Source organism: Ruminococcus flavefaciens AE3010 (assembly GCF_000526795.1).
Taxonomy (GTDB): domain Bacteria; phylum Bacillota; class Clostridia; order Oscillospirales; family Ruminococcaceae; genus Ruminococcus; species Ruminococcus flavefaciens_D.
On record NZ_JAGT01000001.1, the window covers coordinates 395,001 to 416,997 of the forward strand.

General features: G+C 44.8%; 18 protein-coding genes, 1 tRNA gene and 2 rRNA genes (1 of these 21 running past the window's edge). 9 read left to right on the forward strand and 12 right to left on the reverse strand.

Annotation, left to right across the window (positions count from 1 at the left end):
• The 3 genes from N774_RS0101740 to N774_RS0101750 form a co-directional block, all read left to right on the forward strand.
• A 23S ribosomal RNA gene (locus N774_RS0101740) occupies positions 1 to 2,765 on the forward strand (it extends 65 nt beyond the left edge of the window).
• A gap of 61 nt (positions 2,766 to 2,826) precedes the next feature.
• Positions 2,827 to 2,943: ribosomal RNA gene (rrf, locus tag N774_RS0101745) — 5S ribosomal RNA — on the forward strand.
• 49 nt (positions 2,944 to 2,992) lie between these two features.
• A tRNA-Ile gene (locus N774_RS0101750) sits at positions 2,993 to 3,066 on the forward strand.
• A 79-nt stretch (positions 3,067 to 3,145) separates the two neighbouring features.
• Here N774_RS0101750 and N774_RS0101755 read toward each other — a convergent pair.
• Complete coding sequence (locus tag N774_RS0101755) at positions 3,146 to 4,774, reverse strand: CotH kinase family protein (RefSeq protein ID WP_024859578.1); 1,629 nt, start codon at positions 4,772 to 4,774, stop codon at positions 3,146 to 3,148.
• A gap of 164 nt (positions 4,775 to 4,938) precedes the next feature.
• Between N774_RS0101755 and N774_RS0101760 the strand changes: the two genes are divergently transcribed.
• Positions 4,939 to 6,675, forward strand: a complete 1,737-nt coding sequence (locus tag N774_RS0101760) for a MutS-related protein (protein WP_024859579.1) — start codon at positions 4,939 to 4,941, stop codon at positions 6,673 to 6,675.
• A gap of 9 nt (positions 6,676 to 6,684) precedes the next feature.
• Here the strand turns inward: N774_RS0101760 and N774_RS0101765 are convergent, their stop codons facing one another.
• Positions 6,685 to 8,574: a diguanylate cyclase domain-containing protein gene (locus N774_RS0101765; protein WP_024859580.1), complete on the reverse strand. Its 1,890-nt coding sequence runs from the start codon at positions 8,572 to 8,574 to the stop codon at positions 6,685 to 6,687.
• 345 nt (positions 8,575 to 8,919) lie between these two features.
• Here N774_RS0101765 and N774_RS0101770 point away from each other — a divergent pair, with 345 nt between their 5' ends.
• From N774_RS0101770 to N774_RS0101785, 4 genes are all read left to right on the forward strand, one after another.
• Positions 8,920 to 9,969 carry a lysylphosphatidylglycerol synthase transmembrane domain-containing protein gene (locus tag N774_RS0101770; protein ID WP_024859581.1) on the forward strand — a complete coding sequence of 350 codons (1,050 nt, stop codon included), beginning with the start codon at positions 8,920 to 8,922 and terminating at the stop codon, positions 9,967 to 9,969.
• A gap of 100 nt (positions 9,970 to 10,069) precedes the next feature.
• On the forward strand, positions 10,070 to 10,591 hold the full coding sequence (locus tag N774_RS17910; RefSeq protein ID WP_024859582.1) for a MotA/TolQ/ExbB proton channel family protein: 522 nt from the start codon (positions 10,070 to 10,072) through the stop codon (positions 10,589 to 10,591).
• The gene (locus N774_RS17915) at positions 10,588 to 11,145 is read left to right on the forward strand and encodes a hypothetical protein (protein ID WP_024859583.1); all 558 of its coding nucleotides are present in this window, start codon (positions 10,588 to 10,590) and stop codon (positions 11,143 to 11,145) included. The genes N774_RS17910 and N774_RS17915 overlap by 4 nt, the downstream gene beginning before the upstream one ends.
• Before the next feature lie 10 nt (positions 11,146 to 11,155).
• Positions 11,156 to 11,563, forward strand: coding sequence for a hypothetical protein (locus N774_RS0101785; protein ID WP_024859584.1), 408 nt, complete (start codon positions 11,156 to 11,158; stop codon positions 11,561 to 11,563).
• Between the two features lie 34 nt (positions 11,564 to 11,597).
• Here N774_RS0101785 and N774_RS0101790 read toward each other — a convergent pair whose 3' ends face one another.
• Genes N774_RS0101790 through thyX form a run of 6 tightly spaced genes read right to left on the reverse strand, consistent with a single transcriptional unit; the run spans position 11,598 to position 17,060 of the window.
• The gene (locus N774_RS0101790; RefSeq protein WP_024859585.1) at positions 11,598 to 12,815 is read right to left on the reverse strand and encodes a peptidase U32 family protein; all 1,218 of its coding nucleotides are present in this window, start codon (positions 12,813 to 12,815) and stop codon (positions 11,598 to 11,600) included.
• Entirely contained in the window at positions 12,808 to 14,274 is a 1,467-nt protein-coding gene (mltG, locus tag N774_RS16640) for an endolytic transglycosylase MltG (protein ID WP_024859586.1), read from the reverse strand. Before mltG ends, N774_RS0101790 begins: the two co-directional genes overlap by 8 nt.
• The gene (locus N774_RS0101800; RefSeq protein ID WP_037280446.1) at positions 14,267 to 14,827 is read right to left on the reverse strand and encodes a 5-formyltetrahydrofolate cyclo-ligase; all 561 of its coding nucleotides are present in this window, start codon (positions 14,825 to 14,827) and stop codon (positions 14,267 to 14,269) included. Before N774_RS0101800 ends, mltG begins: the two co-directional genes overlap by 8 nt.
• A 1-nt stretch (position 14,828) precedes the next feature.
• Positions 14,829 to 15,371 (reverse strand): DJ-1 family glyoxalase III, encoded by a 543-nt coding sequence (locus N774_RS0101805; protein WP_024859588.1) that lies wholly within the window; start codon positions 15,369 to 15,371, stop codon positions 14,829 to 14,831.
• A gap of 13 nt (positions 15,372 to 15,384) precedes the next feature.
• Positions 15,385 to 16,275: a DUF2156 domain-containing protein gene (locus tag N774_RS0101810; RefSeq protein ID WP_024859589.1), complete on the reverse strand. Its 891-nt coding sequence runs from the start codon at positions 16,273 to 16,275 to the stop codon at positions 15,385 to 15,387.
• 14 nt (positions 16,276 to 16,289) lie between these two features.
• Positions 16,290 to 17,060, reverse strand: coding sequence for an FAD-dependent thymidylate synthase (gene thyX / locus N774_RS0101815; RefSeq protein WP_024859590.1), 771 nt, complete (start codon positions 17,058 to 17,060; stop codon positions 16,290 to 16,292).
• Positions 17,061 to 17,281: 221 nt separating this feature from the next.
• On the opposite strand from thyX, the gene N774_RS0101820 reads away from it, so the two are divergent.
• Positions 17,282 to 18,547: a hypothetical protein gene (locus tag N774_RS0101820; RefSeq protein ID WP_024859591.1), complete on the forward strand. Its 1,266-nt coding sequence runs from the start codon at positions 17,282 to 17,284 to the stop codon at positions 18,545 to 18,547.
• A gap of 32 nt (positions 18,548 to 18,579) precedes the next feature.
• Here N774_RS0101820 and N774_RS0101825 read toward each other — a convergent pair whose 3' ends face one another.
• The 4 genes from N774_RS0101825 to N774_RS0101840 all read right to left on the reverse strand — a co-directional run bounded on the left by N774_RS0101825 (position 18,580) and on the right by N774_RS0101840 (position 21,965).
• Positions 18,580 to 19,542, reverse strand: a complete 963-nt coding sequence (locus N774_RS0101825) for an ATP-binding protein (protein ID WP_024859592.1) — start codon at positions 19,540 to 19,542, stop codon at positions 18,580 to 18,582.
• Positions 19,543 to 19,553: 11 nt separating this feature from the next.
• Entirely contained in the window at positions 19,554 to 20,531 is a 978-nt protein-coding gene (locus tag N774_RS0101830; RefSeq protein ID WP_024859593.1) for a DnaD domain protein, read from the reverse strand.
• Between the two features lie 82 nt (positions 20,532 to 20,613).
• The gene (locus N774_RS0101835) at positions 20,614 to 21,057 is read right to left on the reverse strand and encodes an HD domain-containing protein (RefSeq protein WP_024859594.1); all 444 of its coding nucleotides are present in this window, start codon (positions 21,055 to 21,057) and stop codon (positions 20,614 to 20,616) included.
• On the reverse strand, positions 21,054 to 21,965 hold the full coding sequence (locus tag N774_RS0101840; protein WP_024859595.1) for an NAD-dependent epimerase/dehydratase family protein: 912 nt from the start codon (positions 21,963 to 21,965) through the stop codon (positions 21,054 to 21,056). The genes N774_RS0101835 and N774_RS0101840 overlap by 4 nt, the downstream gene beginning before the upstream one ends.
• Positions 21,966 to 21,997: the final 32 nt, after the last annotated feature.

Genomic DNA, 21,997 nt, shown 5'->3' on the forward strand with positions numbered 1-21,997 from the left:
CTGCGATAAGCTGCGGGGAGTGGTAAGTACACATTGATCCGCAGATTTCCGAATGGAGCAATCCGAATGAGAAAACCTCATTCATCGTATACTGAATCAAATAGGTATACGAGGGAAACCGCCTGAACTGAAACATCTAAGTAGGGCGAGGAAGAGAAATCAACCGAGATTTCCTAAGTAGTGGCGAGCGAACGGGAAAGAGGCCAAACCACAGGAAGCAATTCTTGTGGGGTTACGGACTGCATTTAGTATTGTAAGAGCTTAACTGAACTGTCTGGGAAGGCAGACCGAAGAGCGTGAGAGTCGCGTAAGTGAAAAGCGAAGACAGCGAGCAGGATCCAGAGTACCGCCGGACACGTGAAACCCGGTGGGAAGTCGGGGGGACCACCCTCCAAGCCTAAATACTACCCAATGACCGATAGAGAATAAGTACTGTGAAGGAAAGGTGAAAAGAACCCCGGGAGGGGAGTGAAAGAGAACCTGAAACCCTGTGCTTACAAGCACCTAGAGCACATCAAAGTGTGATAGGGTACCTTTTGTAGAATGGTCCGGCGAGTTATGATATGCAGCAAGGTTAAGCACTTAAGGTGTGGAGCCGAAGCGAGAGCAAGTCTTAATAGGGCGTCAAGTTGTATGTCATAGACCCGAAACCGGGTGACCTAGCCATGTCCAGGCTGAAGTGGAGGTAAAGCTCCATGGAGGGCCGAACCGACCCCCGTTGAAAAGGTGGCGGATGAGGTGTGGCTAGCGGAGAAATTCCAATCGAACCCGGATATAGCTGGTTCTCCCCGAAATAGCTTTAGGGCTAGCGTTGTATATGATTACCGGAGGTAAAGCACTGAATTGGCTAGGGGCCGAGAGGTTACTGAACCATATCAAACTAAGAATGCCGGATAATTAAGAGTACAGCAGTCAGACTACGTGAGATAAGTCTCGTGGTCAAAAGGGAAACAGCCCAGACCCACAGCTAAGGTCCCGAAATACGTTTAAGTGGAGAAGGATGTGGAGTTGCACAGACAACCAGGATGTTGGCTTAGAAGCAGCCACTCATTAAAAGAGTGCGTAATAGCTCACTGGTCGAGTGACTCTGCGCCGAAAATTCAACGGGGCTAAAACGTATACCGAAGCTTGGGCTGCAGTAGCAATACTGCGGGGTAGGGGAGCGTTGTGTAAGAGGCGAAGTCGTAGCGAAAGCGGCGGTGGATTTTACACAAGTGAGAATGCCGGAATGAGTAGCGAGAATTATGTGAGAATCATAATGGCCGAAAGTCTAAGGTTTCAGAAGGAAGGTTCGTCCGCTTCTGGTAAGCCGGGAGCTAAGGTGAGGCCGAAAGGCGTAACCGATGCACATACGGTAGAAATTCCGTAGCCTCCATTCATTTAAGCACAGGGACACTTTTGAAGGGTTTAGCCGAGCGTTGGTTGCCTCGGTCGTAAGGGACTGCGAATGAGCGGGAAGTAAACTTGGAAGAAGGCGAGAAAAGCTGTGTGTATAGAAGATGGAGCCCGTACCGCAAACCGACACAGGTAGACAGGAAGAAGATTCTAAGGCCAACGGGAGAAGGGTTGTTAAGGAACTCGGCAAGTTGACCCCGTAACTTAGGGAGAAGGGGTGCTCTTTAAGAGCCGCAGAGAATAGGCCCAAGCGACTGTTTAGCAAAAACACAGCTCTATGCTAAATCGAAAGATGACGTATATGGGGTGACACCTGCCCGGTGCCGGAAGGTTAAGAGGAGGAGTGCAAGCTCTGAATTGAAGCCCCGGTAAACGGCGGCCGTAACTATAACGGTCCTAAGGTAGCGAAATTCCTTGTCAGGTAAGTTCTGACCCGCACGAATGGTGTAACGATTTGGGCACTGTCTCAACAACCCGCCCGGCGAAATTGTAGTACCGGTGAAGATGCCGGTTACCCGCGACTAGACGGAAAGACCCCATGGAGCTTCACTGTAGCTTAATATTGAATTTCGGTATTTCATGTACAGGATAGGTGGGAGACTGGGAAGTAAGGGCGTCAGCCTTTATGGAGTCAACCTTGGGATACCACTCTTGAGGTGCTGGAATTCTAACCTGTGGCTCTGAATCGAGTCAGGGGACATTGTTAGGTGGGCAGTTTGACTGGGGCGGTCGCCTCCTAAAAGGTAACGGAGGCGCTCAAAGGTTCGCTCAGCATGGATGGAAACCATGCTTTTGAGTGCAAACGCAAAAGCGAGCCTAACTGCGAGACTGACGGGTCGAGCAGTAACGAAAGTTGGAGTTAGTGATCCGGCGGTATGTGAGTGGAAATGCCGTCGCTCAACGGATAAAAGCTACCCTGGGGATAACAGGCTGATCTCCCCCAAGAGTCCACATCGACGGGGAGGTTTGGCACCTCGATGTCGGCTCATCGCATCCTGGGGCTGAATTCGGTCCCAAGGGTTTGGCTGTTCGCCAATTAAAGCGGTACGCGAGCTGGGTTCAGAACGTCGTGAGACAGTTCGGTCCCTATCTGTCGTGGGCGTAGGATATTTGAAAGGAGCTGTCCCTAGTACGAGAGGACCGGGATGGACGCACCGCTGGTGCACCAGTTGTCATGCCAATGGCACAGCTGGGCAGCTAAGTGCGGAACGGATAAACGCTGAAGGCATCTAAGCGTGAAGCCGACCTTAAGATAAGATATCCCTTCGTAAGAGTAAGACCTCTCAAAGACTATGAGTTTGATAGGCTCAAAGTGTAAGCGTGGTGACACGTTCAGCTTGCGAGTACTAATCGGTCGAGGGCTTTTCCTTTTTACTTCATTCAGAGTGATCGCCTCGCATTACGCTTTATTCGTTTCAAAACTTCATATTAGTCGGTGCTTATGGCAATGAGGTCACACCCGTTCCCATTCCGAACACGGAAGTTAAGCTCATTCACGTTGACGATACTTGGCTGGTGACGGCCCGGGAAACTAAATCAGTGCCGACATTATATACATTATCGGAAGCTGAAAAAAGCTTCCGATTTAATGTTATAAGGGCCATTAGCTCAGTTGGTTAGAGCATCCGGCTCATAACCGGACGGTCTGGGGTTCGAGTCCCTAATGGCCCACTGATAAAGCACTTCGCAATAACGAAGTGCTTTTTTATGTGTAAAAAAAGCCACCTGTTAACACAGGCGGCTTTAATTATCAGGTATGCCATTGTTCGTTGAGGAAATTTATCCTGCTTGTGAGCCATGAAAGCAGGAACTGAGCTGCCTCAAGCTGAGTTTTACACTTTTTGGCAGGCTCAGAGAGCTCATTTACAAAGTCTGAATTATTCTTGATATTGTTCCATTTGTCGTAGTTCTTTATAAACTCGTCCTGATACTTGGATGTATCATCTTCAATAAGCTTGCAGGTGCGTTCAAATACACCCTCATCATAAGCCTTTGTCCATGAAGCTTTTATCATATCCTGATACCAGTCCTTATAAGCGAGGACAACGAGCCATGGATTAATGGTTTCATATCCGCCGAATTCGCTTCCTCCGTTAACGTCGGGTACGATATTCGATGCATAGAAGCCTGTTCCGTCAATGCATCTGTTCTTGTTGCCCATAGACGAATCAAAGTCCCATGGAGCTTCAAAGGTGAGCTTTTTACTGCCCTCAGGACCGAAATCTGCGGTCATGTAAAAACTTGACCAGTAAATATCGGCATCGCAGGTAAGCTCGCTTATAATGTATGTATCAACAAGCGACTGTACGTCTACCACATTTTCCACAGCCTGCTGAGGCGTTATATCCTTGCTTTCCGATATATCCTTGTAATCCTTGTCAAAAACAAAGGCTTTATCGTTGTATGCAGCTTCATACATTATCCTGTAGGTCTTATTGACGAAATTTTCTATGAAATCGTGCTGCTCCTGTGAACGGATAGCACTTTTTATAGTTATACCGACTTTTTCCTTGTGCTCTGTTCGTGTCACTGCAAGCGGGTGCATATAGTGCTCGTCGTCGAAATTGCCGTTATAAACTTTCAGCCTTGCATTGTCTGCAAAATCAAGAGGGAACATTTTCAGGTCATCTTCATTGCTGAAATATCCGTCATATTCAAGGAAATATCCGATATCTGTGCCTGTGTAATCCTTTTCGGGCTCAGTTATGTCAACTCTTTGAGATGAGACCTGCTGCATATCGGAAAGAAGATACATTCCCCAGTATTCACCGTTTACTTCGACCTTAACGAAATCCGTGTCAGCTGCATAATAGCCGTCCGCACCGAGTATCTCTCGTGAAGCATAAAGTGCAGCCTTGTCTCTCAGCATTGATGCGTCCTTGTATTCAGCGAGAAGTACCCAGTTTTTCTGCTCGGCTCCGTCGTTGAGCCCAAGCATACTTTGCTTTTCACTGAATTTTATTCTCAGCGGTTTTTTATCATATACTGTCGTCCAGTTTCCGCGGACCTTTACCTGCGCTTCGGCTCCGTCAAGCATAGTACTTCCGTCGCTGCCCTTGAGAGTTATGGTGCAGTCCTCATAATAAGGCTCAGGCGGTATTTTATATCCCGGCGTCCATGAAGCAATAGCTTCCGATACATGACCTGCAACAGGCTTTGTTATAAAGTCAAGGACATTTTTGTCCGTATTTTTTGTTTGAATGGAAAGAACCGGCAGGACTGTCTGTTCTTCCGAGGCTGTAATTTCAGGTGTGATTAGTTCAGCATTTTTTGCTTCGGAATTTTGTTCACTGCTGTTATTGCTGGTATTATTAGCTGAACAGCCAACAAGCATTAATGCTGCAACAGATACTGATAGTATTCTGTGAAAGATCTTCATGATAAAAGCTCCTTAAATAGAAAAATATACATAAATATATATTATCACATATTGTCCTAAATATCAAGTGTTTTATGCATCATTATTGTGTTTGCGCATTGACTTGGGACGTGTATGATGATATAATAAAAATAAAATCAGTTAATGTTCTGAAAGGAGCTGCCATGAAAAAGAACGGATTCAGTATACTATTTCCAGGCCATGTTGATGCAGAGTACAAACAGCTTTCACAGGAGTGCTGCCACGATCTTGGACTTGACACTCTGTGCAGCTGTATTTCCAATGATGTTAAAGAGCAGAATCTTATCATGAATGTCATATCCAATATAACTGCCGATCCAAATGTTGCCGAGTACAGACGACAGGTTTTCATGGATATACTGCGCTGCCCAAAGCTCAGAACACGTATGACGGAGCTTTTTGACAAGCTTGATTTCATAAGGAATTTCAGCGCATCACGTATTGAGTCTGATGAAAAGCTGGGGTTCTGGCATCTTATGCACAGGCTCGATGAACTCAACGATTACATCAAGTGCGTTGAGGATATGAAGACCTGTCTTGAAGATGAAAAGCTTGAATCCGAGGGACTCAAAAGCTTTCTGGGCTACATAGATGAGCTGTATAACGAAGCCTGCTTTGCCGAGATGAAAAAGGACATTGCCGAGCTTAAAGTCAAGGCTGCGGATATACAGAGCGTCACAGTGGGCATCAATGTTAACGACCGCTTTGAGGCTGTCAGCATGGGACTTATCTCAGTTAATTCCAGACAGTTCAGAAAATCAAATATCGTAAGCAATTTTGCCGACGCCATAGCTTCAAAGGGTAAGATAAACAGTGAAGCGGCATGGGACGGCGATATGCATTATCATCAGGTAGATAAGCTCCATGAGCATAAGATATCGAATTTCATAAATAATACAGGCGGTTATCTTGCACTGAGGAGCACTCCTTTTGTAGATGCAAAGATAAGAGCTACGGTTACCCAGACTCCCGACGGCGACGGTACATCAGGTGCTACCTTTTATCTTGACAAGGTGCTGAATAAAATGCTTGACTCCATGGTCAAGAAGCTCCGAGATACTCTGACGAAATATGCTGATATTGCTATAGTAAATATATCCCAGCTTGTTCCCGAGTTCATATACTATATCAGATTTGCGGACTTTATAGAGCAGTACACCGAAAAGGGCTTCAGATTCTGTGAGGCAGAAGCTGTTTCCGAGGGAACTGTATCCATGGACGCCAAGTCAATGTATAATATGAAGCTTGCTGTCAACTGCGAGAAAATGGACGATATAGTCTGCAATGACCTTGTATTTGATGACAAGCATACTATTTATATACTTACAGGCGCCAACAGAGGCGGTAAGACTACTATCACACAGGCTGTGGGAATAATGTTTGTTCTTGCACAGGGCGGTATATGCGTACCTGCTGATTCATTCCGCTATAAGCCTGTGGACTGTATTTACACTCATTTTCCAGCTGACGAGGACAAGACCATGGATCTTGGCAGACTGGGCGAAGAATGTGTAAGATTCAGGGACATATACTCAGCTTGTACCAAGGACAGCCTGCTGCTTCTCAACGAGACATTTTCCACAACTTCATTTGAGGAGGGCTTCTTTATTGCCCGTGATTCTGTAAAGGCAATAGCTCAGAAGCATACCCGTACTATTTACAATACTCATATGCACAAGCTTGCGGCGGAGGCTGATGAGATAAATCAGACAGCAGGAGCGGCAAAGGTGTCCTCGCTCATTGTAAAAAGCGAAAACGGACAGCGCTCATTTAAGGTTGAGGTCGGCTTGCCCGAGGGAATGTCATACGCCAGAGACATAGCCGAGAAATACGGTGTTACATTTGAACTGCTTACAGATACAGAAAAAACCACCCGATAACGGGTGGTTTTATTTTCTTCTGGTATGCTTGGCATTTTTCTGCTTATACATTCTTGCATCGCTAATCTTCAGGAAGTCCTCAAGTCTGCCCGTAGAGTCTGTCTCAACAAGGTAAGCACCGAAGCTGAGTTCTACAGAGTAAGGTTTTTTGGAGTATCCGTTGTAGCTTCTGCACAGGTCATTGAGCCTTTCAGTAAATCGTGCAAGCTTTTTCGCAGAGTAGTCGGGAGAGAATATATAGAATTCATCACCGCCTGCTCTTCCTGCGATCTCGCCCGAGTCACAGCAGCGTGTAATGATCTCGGCAGCGCCCTTTATAGCGCGGTCACCCTCGTAGTGTCCGTAATCGTCGTTGATGCGTTTAAGACCGTCCATATCAATGACCATAGTGCAAACAGTCTTTTTGCCATCAAGAGAGAGAATAGCCTCTCTTGACTTGTCATCGAAGCCGCGGCGGTTGAGCATGCCTGTGAGAACGTCCCTAATACTCAGGTTCTGCAGTGAGCCGATAAGTTTTTTGATCCTGTCGTTCTTCATAAGAGTTTCAAGTGTCGTTGCGATATTCAGCAGCCATATATTATAAAACTCATTGAATATGTCCTTGCCTGACATTTCTATGGCAGCATATCCGAACATTCTCTCGGCACAGTGTACGCTCATTATATATATTGAATGAGGCTTTTCCGACCTTGATTCGGGAACCATTGACGAGAAGTCAAATGTAAGGGGAGAGCGGTCATATTCATTATTTTTATCTATCCAGATAGCAGGTGAGAACTTGCCTGACGGGCTGGTGTAATCGCTCTCACTCGATAATCTTCCGCTGGAGTCAATGTGCAGCATAAGGAAAAATGCTTTGTAATCACCGAAATTAGTGGATTCGGATCCGTAGACAGATGCCAGTCCCTCCAGATCATCGACTTTGTTAAGCATTAGGATAGATGATTCGGCATCATAAAGGTTATATGTCAAAGAACGATTGATCGCGTATATCTTATTGATATTTTCTGATTCATGCATGTAATCAAGAGTATGACAGCCGCATGAATGTGTGAATATAAGAGCCGGGGAAATATGCAGATCAGTGGTGATACCTTTTCCGTCACTCAGGTCCTTTAAGACCTGTATACACTTACGCGCAATATCCTTACGTTCTCTTGTAGCAGAGGATATGTGCGGCAGATACTCCTGTCCCTCGATAGAACCGTCATAGCCTGATACCGCAATATCATCGGGAACTCTTATACCGCGCTTTTTAAAAGCCGTTACAAGTGAGATTGCCATGTAGTCATTTGAACATACGATTGCATCGGGGCGCTCGGGACGGGAAAGGAAATAATCAGCAGCTTCTTCGCCCTTATGGAACCAGAAATCGCCCTCAAATACACCTGCACCGTCCTCAGGAAATCCTCTTGAAGTCATGATGCGGCGGAATTCTTTAAGTCGCAGCTGAGCGTCAGGGTGAGTCAGGTAGCCTGCCATAAAGCCAATCCTTTTATAATGATGATAGTCAAGCATATGCTCAATAAGCATGCATATACCGCCAGAGTCATCGAAATCTATATTATAGAAGCCGTCAACATGACTGCTCATGGAGATAACAGGGCACTTTGCTCCGCGAAGCTTATGAATGACTTTTTCGGCGATACCGTCGATATTATATCCCTCGCCGTCAAAAATGATGCCGTCGAACTGATCGAGGTCGATAAATTCGATGAGATCGAATTCATAGTCTCCGTACTGAGCGTTTTTGCCGCCGATCTTACCGAGTGAATTTATATATACAAGATTTACATTGAGCTCTTCAGCAGCCTCATTGAAAGCAGTAGGCATATTCTGTCTGTATATGCTTGAATAAGAGCAGCCGAAAATCGCAATGGTTTTCAGTTTTGCAGCCATTAAAAGTTCACCTCGGTCGGATTGTCACCATGAAGATCATATATTAAGAATATATATATGTTTTTATATTATAATAATATCACATTTTTTCTTTTTAGTCAATGTATTTTTTGTTACAAAACAACATTTAATGAGAAAAAAATGAAGTATTTTTATTTTTAGTACATAATGTTATTTGTTGAGATATTTATACAGTTCATTTGCTGAGATACAAAACTGACATATTGATAAGCATATATGATCTTATGTTGATTATTCGGCATATAATACGATTTGTATTGACAAAAAAGGGGTATTATGTTATAATTTAAGTTGCTAACAAATCTATATCGCGCGGGGGTGGACTTGATCAAAAAAATATTGAAATACGCGTTGAATATAGGTCTTATCCTCGTTATTACGCTTTTTACGCTGAACCTTATCTTTAAGGAGCAGGAGCTGCCCGAGATAATCAGCGATATTAAGATAGCCGATCCGCGATGGATTGCTCTGGGTGCGGCAGCCGCCATACTTTTTGTAGCAGGCGAGTCGTCGATCATACACTATATGCTGAGAGTCCTTGATCAGAAAACAAGCTTTTTAAGGTGTCTTAAATATTCGTTTATCGGCTTTTTCTTTTGTTATATAACGCCGTCGTCAACGGGCGGTCAGCCTATGCAGATGTATCACATGAAAAAGGATAAGATAAAGATAGGTTATTCTACGCTGATAATGCTGCTTATAACCATAGCCTACAAATCTGTTCTGGTGCTGCTTGCACTTGGATTTCTTATATTTAATTATAATACTGTCGCTGCGTATGCAGGAGATATGAAGTGGCTCATTGTTCTGGGATTTGTGCTGAATCTTTCCTTTATCGTACTGCTGCTTCTGGTTTTCATAAAGCCTATATGGGCGAGGGCTCTTGGTATCAAGACAGTTGACCTGCTTACAAAGCTTCATATAATGAAGCGCAGAAACAAGGAAAAATACACTGAAAAGCTCATAACCATATGCGATACATATGCAATGGGTGCGGACTACATCAAGAAAAACCTTTGGGTAGTCTTCAATGTTTTCCTTATTACAGTTGTCCAGCGTATGTGCTATTTCTCCATAACGTGGATAATTTACAAGGCGTATGGCATGAGCGCAGCAAGCTATATCAATATCGTCACCATTCAGATAATGATAGCCATAGCAGTTGAGATGCTTCCTCTTCCGGGTGCGGCAGGCATCACGGAGGGCTGCTTCCTGCTGGCTTTTTCCGAGATATTCACAATGGAGAGGGTAAAGCCTGCGCTTCTTATAAGCCGCGGACTGAATTTCTATCTGATCCTTATTATCGGAGCAATAGTGACTTTTGCAGCAAGCATCATCAACATGAAAAGAGAACGAAAGAAAACAAAACAGTAACTTTTCTCCGCGGAAACGCGGAGTTTTTTATTGCCAAATATTCGTAAAATATCTTGCAATTTGTCATATTATGCGTTATAATATTGTTTGAGGTGATATAATGAATATTATTGCTAAATTGCTTCAAAGTATTATTTCATCTGATTTTTATATTCTGGTTTTCTTTTTTATTACTTTATTTGCTGCGTTCAGAGTCAGCAGATATCGCAGTCTTGTGGAAAATGATATATATGACTGGGAGGAAAAAAGTAATGAGATGTCCAATAATCCGGAAAAAACAAGTAAGATATTAAACAGTTACAGACGCCTGAACAGATGCTATACGGTTTTTATTGCCTTGATCTCGATCTTCCCTTTATTGGGGATGTTTGGTACAGTTACTGCGCTTCTTAGCATCGATATGTCTGATACTGAGGCGATAAGCGCCGCCAAAAGCAGTTTTTTCAACGCGCTGACATCAACAACATGGGGAATAATATTTTCCGTTGCATTCAAAGTAGCAAATGCTTACTTTTTTGCCGATGTTGAGGACCTGATACAGAGACTACTTTCGCTCAAGAAAAAGCTTATCAGTTATGGCATTGATGAATCGCTCAAGAACAAATCAGGGTGGACAGTATGAAACTACGTGAAATAATCCTTGATTTCACTTCCTTGCTCGATGTTATCATGATAATTCTTTTCTTTTTTGTTTTGTACAGTACGATCGATACCAAAAATGTATTAAACAACGCAAAAGAAGCTGAACAGACCTATAATAACTTGATAGTTGAGCAGCAGGAATTGAACGAAGAAGCCGAGAACGAACTGGAACGCTTAAAATCCGCAGATAAAAACGCGGCAACAAATCAGAAGGCGTTGAATGCATTTGAGAAAGGTGACTATTTTGATTTTAGGCTTGATGTTGCCGACAAGAGCGATAACTGGAGCCTGACTATTTCATTCGGAAAAGAAAAGCTTGGAATGATCAATTCAAGGGAAGATGAAGATATAAAAGGTTCTATCAAAGATATTCTCATGAAGTCGGGATTTGCTGCTGATGATACATATCTCTGTATTTTGTCCTATGACGGAGAACAGTTCGGAACTGCAAAAGCATTCAGGGAAATTGACGAAGCAATAGATGGTATTCAGCGTGAATACCCTAATCTATATTTTTCAAATTTAAATAAGTGAGGTAATTGAAATGAAAAAGGTCGTAGTATTGGTTTTATTTGCAGCAATAATAGCATTAGCTATATGGCTGCTGCTCCAGCTTAAAGGATTTGGCGGCTTAGGCAAAAAAACAGACGAAGGCGAAGGCAAAAACGACACAAGTGTATCAGAAGTCGTTGAGAAAAAGGAAACGACAACTTCAGAAGAAGCAACAGAAGAAAAGTCAGAGGTCATCAATATATCCGTCTCCAAGAACGAATATGTCTATGATAATAAAGTGACTTTTCTTGAAGATCTTGTAAAGATCATTTCCGAGAAAGACAAGGACACTCAGATAGAAATAACCATTGACGACACTGCGGCTAAGAACACAGTGGACAAGCTTACGGACAAGCTTGACGAGCTTGGCTACAAGAACTACAAAAAGCTTGATAAATAACAAAAAGGCTGATACGAAAGTATCAGCCTTAATTTTATGTAGTTTCTTTTCTTATTACAGTGCCCTTTGGGAATACAAGGTCGGACTTGAACGAAAACTTCATCATTGCATGGTTTGCAGTTTCGATCTCCTCGCCGTTCTCGTCGTAGAGATTTTGCAGAACCATTTCCACAGGCTTCAGTGACGGAGCGAGTATCTCAACGGTATCTCCTGCAAAGAACTTGTTTCGCTGTGTGCAGTATACAGTGCCGTTTTCGCAGCTCTCAACAACTGCCACAACATCGTAATTGCGAATATAGCCGCTGTTTTCGTAATACTGGGACTCCTCGGGAGTACCGAAGAAGAAGCCGTTGCAGTATTTTCTGTGGCTTACCTTGTACACCTCGTTCCTTATCCAGTCGGGGAGAACGAAGTTGTTCGGGTCTTTATAGTAGTGGTCAACTGCCATTCTGTAGGCATTTGTAACGACTGTAACATAGTAAGCGGACTTTGCTCTGCCCTCTATCTTGAGACTTGTTACACCTGCCTTGGCAAGCTTGTCGATATGCTCTATCATGCACATATCCTTTGAATTGAGGATATATGTGCCTTTTTCGTCCTCGAAAACAGGGAAGAACTCATTGGGGCGCTTTTCCTCAACAAGGTGATATCCCCAGCGGCAGGGCTGAGCACATTCACCGCGGTTTGCATCGCGGTTCACAAGATACTGTGACAGGAGACATCTTCCTGAAAATGAAACGCACATAGCTCCGTGAACAAAGGTCTCGATATCAAGGTCGGGACTTGTTTTTGCTCTTATCTCGGCTATCTCGTCAAGGGAGAGCTCCCTTGCCAGAACCACGCGCTTTGCGCCCATATTATAGAGCTCACGAGCTGTAACGTAGTTTACGATACCTGTCTGAGTGGAAATATGTATCTCCATATCGGGAGCATATTTTTTTATCAGCATGAGAAGTCCGATATCCGCAACGATGAGAGCGTCCACCTTTGCTTCCACAGCTTCCTTTACGAACTGCTCGAAATGAGGTATCTCATTGTTTCGCGGCAGGGTGTTGCAGGTGAGATACACCTTAACACCTCTGTCGTGAGCTGTCTGAACAGCCTTGCACAGCTGCTCAAAATCGAAATTCATAGGGGAGGAGCGCATACCGAACTGCTTTCTGCCAAGATATACAGCGTCAGCGCCGTAATCGACAGCAGCAGCGAAGCGTTCCTCATCGCCAGCAGGGGCAAGGACTTCCAGCTTATTCATTAGCGGCCTCCTCAGCTTCTCTTGCAGCCTGTTCTGCCTCATACTGAGCCTCGTCAGCCTTTACCATAGCCTTGTTCATCTCATGCTCGTCATTTGTCTTAGCGAAGTAGGTCTTCTGAGTATAGATATTAGCGATGAAGTAGTAGTCATCGGTCTTCATCTTCAGGAGTACAGCGTCGATAGCGTCAAGTCCCGGGTTGCAGATAGCTCCCGGCGGGAGACCTGTTGACTGATAGGTATCATAAGCCTTGAGTATTTCGTTGTTGAGTACTGTCATGTGAGGCTTGATAGTATAGTTTGCGTAATTCTTTGTCGGGTCTGACTGAAGCTTTCCGACAGTCTCGGCTTCGGGGTTGTCAAGACGGTTCCAGAATACGCTTGCAACGTGATTCATGTCTTCACGGTTTGGTGCCTCAGCCTGAACGATGGAAGCCAGTGTGATGAGCTGATCCAGTGAAAGATGGAGCTCCTCCATTCTCTTTATTCTATCGTCAGTAAGCTTGTTATCGAAGTTGTAGTAGATCTTCTGGCATACCTGCTCGGGATCCATCTCCTTTGTAAAGGTATAGGTATCCGGGAAGAGGTAGCCCTCCATACGTGTGTCGGCAAATCTGAGGGTATTTGTGTTCTTGTTGAGCTTGTCCTCAAATCTGTAGCCATATCCGCCTGCATTGAAGTAGAACATGAAGTCGCTTGCATTGCAGACGCCCTTTTCTTCAAGAAGCTGAGCCGCACTGTAAAGGTTGATAGCTTCGGGGAAGGTAACATTTACAGCTTCCTTGCGCTCCTCTTCCTCCTCATTCGTAAGAGTATCTATGATAGTTTCATATGCCATATTGGGGCTTACGAAGTGCTCACCCGGGATATAGATATCGGGAGTCTTTCTGAACTTTGAGAAGAGCTGGAAGCACTTGGGGGAATTAATTATACCCTCATCGTAAAGCTGCTGCGAGATCATTTCTGTATTTGTGTTTTCGCGAACGATGATCATTTTTGTTGTATCGTCCTTGCCGATACCGAACATATCCTTGCCGAAAGCGATTATAACAAGAGAGAGACAGATAGAAACGGCAAATATGAATACAGTGAGTATGAGAACGCCGGGGAGTCTGCTTCTTCTCTTTTTCTTCTTTTTCTTATGGTGAGCCGCATTGCGCTTAACTGCTGCACTGTTGCGTGTATGCATTTCCTCGCTGACACGGGGACGTGGAGGTCTTGCAGGCGGCGGAGCAGCAGCTGCTTGATGATCGTTGTCAGCTGTCTTACGCAGACGCCTTTCTGCCTGTCTCTGTACAGGTCTTGGAGCAGGTGCTTCCTCACGTACAGGCTGTGCAGCCCTTTCGGTCTTTTCTTCTGTGTTTTTTTGTGGTGTTGGTCCTATCTCTGCTTCCTGCTGTTTTTTAGCACTGTCAAGCTGATTCAGAATATCATTGATAACATCATTGTTGTTATCAGCCATTGCAGAGCACCGTCCTTTCTTCTGTAACTATAATATCGACTCTGAGGTCGTGCTGCATAAGGGGCAGCTGTTCGACAATGAGCTCCTCATAAGAGAGAGCAATGGTCGTCATAAGAGGATTTTCGTTGATAAACTTATCGTAGTACCCTCCGCCGTAGCCAAGGCGTCCGCCGTCCTCGGTAAAAGCAAGTCCCGGGATAATGCAGACTGTCCTGTCGGTTATAACGGGTTGGGGGAGAGCGCTGTCAGGCTCCGAGATACGGTACATTCCCTCATGGAGATCGGCTACAGAGCCTATAATATGGAATGTCATGGAGCGCTCGCCGCAGCATATGGGCAGAGCAACATTCTTGCCCATTTCAATGAGCTTGTCAATGAGCAGGTATGTATCGACCTCCGAACCAAAGGAAGCATACAGGAGGATATTATCTGCCTCCAGTATCTTTTCCTCTTCGAGAAGCCTTTCGGTGATGTCCATGTCCTTTGATACCTTATCGCGTATCTCGGCACGGAGATGTGAAAATTCTTTGCGCAGTTCTTTTTTATTTTCCATATCAATCACATAAGATAGCATTACGCTGTCGTCGGCTTTCTTCCTTTGAATGAACTTTTTCAACCAGCTTCAGACCGAAATCAACTGCAACACCTGCACCTCTTGCGGTGATGAAGATGCCGTCCTCGGCAACACCGCCGCTGCCGATATTTGCGCCGTCAAGCTGAGTTTCAAAGCCCTCGTAGCAAACGGCTGTCCTGCCGCGGAGAAGCCCCTTGTGTCCGAGTATTGACGGAGCTGCGCAGATAGCGCCGATATATTTGTTATTTGCGGCGCAGTAATCGATAGCAGCCTGAACGTACTCTGACTTTTCAAGATTGAGAGTACCCGGCATACCGCCCGGGAGAACGATCATCTCCAGCTCGTCGGAAAGCTGAGCTTCCTGAGCGATTGTGTCGGTCACAACAGGGATACCGTGTGAGCCTGTGATGATATTATCACCAACGCCTACAGTAATTACCTGCTTGCCTGCACGTCTGAGAAGATCAATGGGAGCGATAGCTTCGGTCTCTTCAAAACCGTTTGCGAGAAAAACGTAGATCATGATCTGTTTCCTTTCATTTAAATGTAACAGTGTATTTTTTGAGGAGAAACGCAGGGTGATAGGACTGCTTTGACTTGCGAAGTCCCTCAAGTCCCAGGTCTTCCTCTCTGTTGATGTATTTATAGCCGTAAGCGGCAGCCTTTGCAAAGCTGTTGTTTATACCGGCGTATATTCCGTTGTACTGAGTATCTGCCTTTTCAATGTGAACGCAGAACGTATCATTGTTGAGTCTGTCTCCGATAGTGAAAGCAGCCACCTTGCCGCCAATGCGAATAACTCCGCCCGTAAGACCGAGCTCATGAAAATAATTGAAGTAAGTATTTATGGCGTACTGCTCGGCGATAAAGGAGTGATCGTGCTCCTCTGCACGGCTGTTGTATTCCATAGCGCCGAAAATAATACATTCATCGAAGTCTTTTTCAGTCATCAGCGAGAATTCAGCCCCCAGCTCTTTGAACCTTGAGAGATGATTGCGCTTGCTGTGGTATTTCCTGCCCGAAAGCTCAATAAGGTCTGCTGAATTGTAGATGTAGTCCCAGTCGCCCTCGTCGGTATCCACGGTGAACTCATCGGGGAAGAGCTCATTGAGCATTTTCAGCGACGGCTCTGTAATACCTGCAACTCTGAGCGGTTTGCCAAGGGAATATGCATATTCCTTCATAGCAGCAATGACGTCCTTGTAGCTTCCATCACCTGACGGCAGAAAGAAACGTGGGATACCGTCCTCGGAGCGGAAAGAGCAGCAGATGTAGAAGTCCTTGTAAAAGGCTATCTGCGAATCGCCAAGACGCTTCCAAGCCATATTATTTGCAAAGCTGTATTCGCAGCCCATAAACTGCGATATGTCCAGGGCGGAAGTTATACGCTCCTTGTCGGTTATGGCAATGTCTCTGAATTCGAGCATTATATCGCCTTATCTCAGTTCTTTTTCATAGCAGCGAAGTATTCCTTTACTTCGCTTATTTTTCCGCAGGTCATCTTGCCCTCGGGACATTTACCCTCAGCCACACAGGACGGACCTGCATGAGCAAAGATATGGGGAGCGACCTCAAGGCACTGACGGAGCATCTCATTTGCAACAGCCCTTATTTCCCACTGTGCTCGGTTGCAGCAGCGGTGACGGAAGAAATTGAACAGAGACCTTACATTCATGGTAACGACTATCTTAGTCTCACATGCATTGGGCAGTATGAAACGTGCATCCTCGTTTGCCATTTTTGAAGCCTTTGAACGTGCTGTTTTCTCGTCCATTCCCTGAGATACGAATTCTGCGGTATGCTTTTCTGTAAGGATAGCGGCAAGCTTCTCATAGCTCTCAGTTATCTCAGCAATAACTCTGTCGTACTCGGACTTTGCCTCAGGTATCTCCTCAATAGCAGGGGGAGTGATGAATTCAAAACCATTTTCATTGACATAGCGCTGACTTTTCTGAGAGTAGGAAGCTATACGGTGTCTGACCAGCTGATGTGAGCAGGCTCTTGAAATGCCCTCAACACCGAAAGTGAAGCTGACGTGCTCCATAACGCTCTCATGTCCGATAGAAACAAGCATATCAATGAAGCTTGCGATCTTATCCTCGGTAAGCCCGTCTCTGAGAGACTCGATGTCGCTGCTTGAATAGCAGAGCTTAGCGGCTGTAGCGATAAGCTTTTCAGCGTCAGGAGTATGTGATAAGAGTTTGACGTTCAATACAGACACCTTCCTTTATAATAAAGCATATACATCTATTGTAACATTTATCCGCGTTTAAGTCAAGGAAATATCGCTAATTTTAATTAATGTAATTTATTTAATAAGTAAATTCGGTGATAAAACGGAAAAAATTTTCGATTAACTATGGACAAACCGAAAAAAATGTTGTATAATTAAACAGTATCTGGAATCTACAATTATATCGGAGGAATATACAGATGAACAAGTTTAATAAATTTGCGGCAGCAGCTGCTGCATTTGCTCTCGCTGCAGCTTCTGCTTCATGCGGTGCTCCCGATGCTATCACATTTGGAAAGAATACGCAGACAGCGCTTACTGTTGACGGATATGAAGTTCCTGCAGGCGTATTTATCTATAACGAGCTTTATGCATACAACTCAGCTGCATATGAGCTCTACGGCACACTTGGAAAAATGCCTTCCGTTGATGAGGTCAAGGAACACCAGTTCGAGTCCATGGACGCTACAGACTGGATACAGGACAAGGCTACAGATTATTGTCTTGATTTCGTTGCAAACGAAAAGGAATTTGAAAAGATCGGCGGCGAGCTCACAAAGGACGAGCTCAATGAGATCAAGGAGTTCGTTTCATCGAACAGCACACAGGCTATGTTTGCTGATAACGGCGTAGGCGAGGAGTCGCTTACAAAGATAATGACGAACAATTACAAGCGTGAGGCAATATTCAAGCACTATTACGGACTCGGCGCTGAAAAGGGCTGCACAGAGGACGAGCTCAAGGAGTACTATCAGGACAAGACCACAAGAGTAAAGTACTTTGCTGTAAGCTTCACTGATGACAACGGAGAAGCATTCGATGCTGATGAAAAGCGCCGCCTTAACAATATGATCGATGGTTATATAAAGGACATCAATGCTGAGAGCACAAATACAGCAAAGCTCAAGAAGATCGACGAATGTGAGAAGGAATACAGCGAGTATGTTGAGAAGCGTACTGCTGAGGCTGAGGCTAAGGCTGCCGAGGAAGCAGGCGAGACAACTACAACAACTACCACAGTTACAACAACCTCAGGCGTAACGACGACCACTACAACTGATCCTTACGCAAATGAGGTCACAGTAACAAAGCGCACAACAACTACCGTTGATCCCAATGCATCAGCTGACGTGACCACAACAACCGCTTCTGAGGAGTCCATTGCTGCACAGAAGGCTTACAATGACTATAACGATTATATCTTCGAGAAGCTTGGATTATACAAGGCTGAGAAGTATCAGTACGATGAGAATACAGTTTATGTCATCATCAAGGCTGACATCAAGGAGCGTATGAATTCTGCCGATCTCTGGTCGGAAAGCAACATCGAGTCACTGCTCAGCGAGCGTTATTACGATGAATTTGAGGACATGATGAAGAGCATTACAAAGAGCTATGTTCCCGAAAAGAACAGCAGTGCTTACAGAAAGTTCACTCCTTTCAAGCTTGATTTAAGTAGTATGTAAAATGATAAAGGCTGCCGAAAAGGCAGCCTTTTTTATGCGTTGTTTTTTCTTTTCTGGAGTCTGACATCGTTTCCCTTGAATTCAAGACATGAATACATTGAAACTATACGCGACATAACACGCTTGTCGTATCTGCGTGCGATGCCTGCAAAATCAAGGTTTGTACTTATTATGGATGGCTTTCCGCAGTTAAGACGTGTGTTTATGATATTATATATAGTGGCGTTGTAGAACTGTGACTCATATTCAGTGCCCATATCATCAAGGATAAGCAGGTCGGTGTTCATAACGAGGTCTATCATATCTGAGGAGTGCTCATAGCTGAAATGCTCCTTTTCAATACTGCGGAGTATATTAATAGCTGAGTCGTAGATGACACTGTAGCCCTTTTTCAGAACAATATTTGCAATTGCAAGGGAAAGATGCGTCTTTCCCAGTCCTGTCTGCCCGAACATAAGAATGCTTTTTGACTGCGGAGTAAAGGTCTCGGCATACTGCTTGGTAAACTCGAGGATATTTTTCATTGTCATGTAGTTATCGCCCGAGTAGTAAGTAAGGTCGAAGCTGTCAAAATCCGAGAGATTCAGCTGTGAGCTTTTATTGAGCTCGTCCGCAGCAAGCTTGCCGCACAGCGCCTTGAAGCAGTCGCAGTATCTGCTGCCGTTGTAGCCGCGGTCGCAGCAGACGGGACAGGTGTAATGCATATCGAGATAGTCCTCGGGATATCCATGTTCTGCAAGTATTTTTCTTGACATAGCCTGAGCGCCCAGATTGTACTGCTTTAGCTGCTCTATTTTATCGGAGACGTCCTGACCTTTGCTGTTTGAGATAATGGCGATAAGCTCCTTTCCAGTGTTGAAAAGGACGTCGTTTATCTCTCTTATCTGGGGGATTTTTCGGTTTATCTCATCGATACGCGCTTCGTTTTCACTTTCAGCCTTTTTGCGGCGGTTAGTGAGGATAGCCTGCGCTTTATCGAAAATTTCGCTGTCCATTTATATGCACCTCAGTGTAGGAATTGATTGATAACTGATTCGTATTCTTCTACATCAGTATCGTTCATGCTGCTTTTTGAAGCAGTTTTTTTATTGCGGTAATCGGTTTCGGCGTTCTTTACGTCCTGAACCGTTGCAAATCCGCTGTCTCTCCATGAGAGAAGTATCTTGTTTATGTAATCGAAATTGAGCTTGTCTATGCGTTCAACGGTCTTTTCGTAGGCATAGCGCAGAAGCTCAACAGAAAAGCCTGCGTTTTTCCACTGCTGTATAAGCTCGGTCTGCTTTGTAGTGGGGCGGCGTGTCATCTCAAATGCACGCATGATACCCGAGATATAATCTCTTGACGCACTGAGACGCTGTATCTCGTCCTGTGCCGCAGCCATAGTGTTAATGTCGTTTTCAGCCCATACGGAAGCTATCTTCTCAATATAAGCCGTATTTGTCTTTTCGATAGATGTACAGTAGGATATAAGCGTGATTATGACCTCTTTTTTCAGTCCAAGATGGTCGTACATCCAAATTATGGAATTCATCTGGCTGTTTTTCAGTGTCCCGAGTATATTCTCAGCTATGGTAAACAGCTCTCTTATATCCTGAGAATCTTTCATAATAGCAGCGATCTCCTGACCGCTGAGATTGACCTTGTGGTCGGGAGCGGGCTCTGTACTTTTCTGAGCAGGAGCTGCTTCACTTCTGTTAGTAACAGGCTGTTCCATTAACGACGGAACAGGCGCAGGTGCGCTGTTTGCCTGTGGGCTTAGAACATTTGCCTGCTGCCAGAAGAGTACAGCCTCTTCGGCTTCTTCGGGAGATACTCCCGTATTTGATGAAATGTCTTCGGCGGAGCACATTTTGCCCGAACATCTGAGCAGATAGAGAAGTACCTTTATCTGACCGCCTGTGGCGAGCTTGAGAAAATTATCGGCGACGATACTGGGAACTCCGAACATAGCACCCCATATACCGCAGTTGACCTTGAATTCCAAAAATGACACCTCCGAAAAAAGACTGCAAGAGATATTATATCACAAATGATCCAAAATAGCAACAGACCAAAACGTACAATTTTCAGTCTGCTTCCGTAAGGATCTTTTCTGCTTCTGCGTATTTCTGCATGCGCTCCATAGTTTTATCGCTTATGCGCTTTTTGATGTCTGTTATCCTGCTGATATCGGAGTTGTGGTGCAGGTCGGCAAGCTTTACGGTCTTTGCCACTCTGTTTCTCTTTACAGCGCGGATATAGTCAAAGTAATCCACGTTATCGGTGTGTGTAAGGAGCTTTACAGCTTCGGTGACTTCCGACGGGAATTCCTTTTCGAGGTCCTCGATAGTGACGTCGGTATCCTCCACTACATCGTGGAGCAGAGCAGCACAGACTGTGAATTCGTCTGTCATTTGCTCAGCTAAATGATATGGGTGAAAGATATAGGGGATACCGCTCTTGTCCAATTGTCCCTGATGTGCATTGTATGCGATATCCATTGCTTTGCAGGTTAGTTTTGTGTAGATCATGGCTTTTCCTTTCTGAACTCTTTGTCAATGTATTCTTTAAGCGGTTTGCGGACTATTGACCGGCGGTTATTTCTGAACCATTCATATGAACTGCGGAGTGATTCTTCCAAGGAAGTGAGCTTGCCGATAAGTGAACTCATAGCCGAAACATCAAGGAAGTACTCATAGTCATAGAACGGAAAATAGCTTCTCTGAGGGATATTTTCAGCAACATATTCAAATCGAGGTGTTTTGCCCACAGTCTTATAGCAGAGACTGACCCATTCTTTTATAGTTACGGCTTTTTCGTTACCAACATTGAAAACATGCTGAGCAGGCTGCTTTTGCAGTATAGCTTCCATAACTCTGCACAGGTCGCCTATGTCAAAGAATTGAAGCTTCATTTCACCTTGCTTCGGAAGATAAAACTCCCTGTCCTGTTCGGCACATTCAAAAACAAAGGCTTCACGGTGCAGATTGTTCATGGGTCCGCATAAATAGGGCGGGCGAAGCACATAAGCATTAGGTACACGCCTGAAAAGAGCTTTTTCGGCGGCTATCTTGTCAGTACCATACCTGCCCCATATGGAGTTTTCTCCGCATTTGTCGGTCTCCCTGAAAGGCTGAGGAAGCGTTTCAGGATAAACTGCGCTGGAGCTGATGAGGATATAGTTGTCAAAGCTGCCAAGTCCGTCAAGGAGGTGCTCAACGTCCTGCCCATTGTAGGCGGTAACATCGATGACTGCACCGAAATGCCTGTGGCGAAGAATATCGCCGAGGTCATGCCTGTCAGCAATGATAGGTGTAGCTCCCTCAGGCTGGGGACGGCTCCCGCGGTTAAAGACGTATACATTATGTCCTGCTTTTGCGAAATATTCGGCAGTAAATCTGCTTGCAAATACAGTTCCGCCTGTAACAAGAATATCCAAGCCTATAGCCCCTTTCTAAAATATGAATCAAT